The organism is Candidatus Nitrosotalea sp. FS (assembly GCF_011319475.1).
Taxonomy (GTDB): domain Archaea; phylum Thermoproteota; class Nitrososphaeria; order Nitrososphaerales; family Nitrosopumilaceae; genus Nitrosotalea.
In genome coordinates this window covers 1-1,070 of record NZ_RCMC01000115.1, presented here as the reverse complement: position 1 = coordinate 1,070, position 1,070 = coordinate 1, and the positions used below count along the sequence as shown (strand labels likewise).

Annotated in this window: 1 protein-coding gene; it reads left to right on the top strand. The window is 38.3% G+C overall.

From position 1 onward, the window contains the following. Positions 1–424, top strand: a 424-nt coding sequence (locus DYY66_RS04390) for a hypothetical protein (RefSeq protein ID WP_166286547.1), incomplete at its 5' end; no start/stop codon positions are given. Positions 425–1,070 lie beyond the last annotated feature (646 nt).

The window sequence follows — 1,070 nt, the reverse complement described above, 5'->3', positions numbered from 1 at the left end:
ACAGGACAAGCTGACAAAATGTTTTGGCGACGGGCTATCTGCACCTGCAGCTGCAAGAATAGCAGGTGTTGACCGAAAGACTGCATACACTCACTATGATGAGATCGTAAAACAACACAAGGAAAAGACATTTGAGGATTTATTTGAAAGAGAGGAAAATGACCGGGCTCAGGTGATTGCAACATTTGATAAAGACTTGGAAGAGGTTTCAGAATTACTAAAACAGATACGAGAGGACAAGAAATGGTATCTTGACAAGCGCAAACCCATTCCAAAATCCTTGTTTGACCAAGAAATTGACGTGTTAAAGTTCAGGTCTGCCATAAAGGACAGAAAGGCAAGCTATGTTGTCAGGCCCACTGGACATGAAGTATACAACAGAGAGTTAAAAGAAAATATCGAGGAAAAAGATGGCAAGACTTGACAGAGCTGCAAATGATATAGCTAGACTTGCAAAAAGGATGGCAGCAGAAAAGATACGAATAGAAAAAGCCAANCGTTGGATAAAGACTTGGAAGAGGTTTCAGAATTACTAAATCAAATACGAAGTGACAAGAAGTGGTATCTTGACAAGCACAAGCCCATTCCAAAATATCTGTTTGACCAAGAAATTGATGTTATGAAATATCGATCCAACATTAAGGACAGAAAGGCGGCATTTGTCATCAATCTTACTCTACAAGAAGAANAGATACGAAATGACAAGCAATGGTATCTTGACAAGCGCAAACCTATTCCGAAATATTTGTTCGACCAGGAAATTGATGTGATGAAATATCGATCCAACATAAAGGATAGAAAAGTTGCATTTGTCATCAATCTTACTCCACAAGAAGAGCGCAGAAGCATGGAAGAAGATACGGAGGACAAAGATGGCAAGAGCTGACAAGGCTGCAAAAAATGTAAATAGATTTGTAAGAATGACGATAGCTAAGAAGATAAAAAAAGAAAAAGCCCTGNGCTGACAAGGCTGCAAAAAATGTAAATAGATTTGTAAGAAAGATAACAGCTGAGGAGATAAAAAAAGAAAAAGCCAAACCCAAGATGTGGAAAGGTAAAATGATAATACC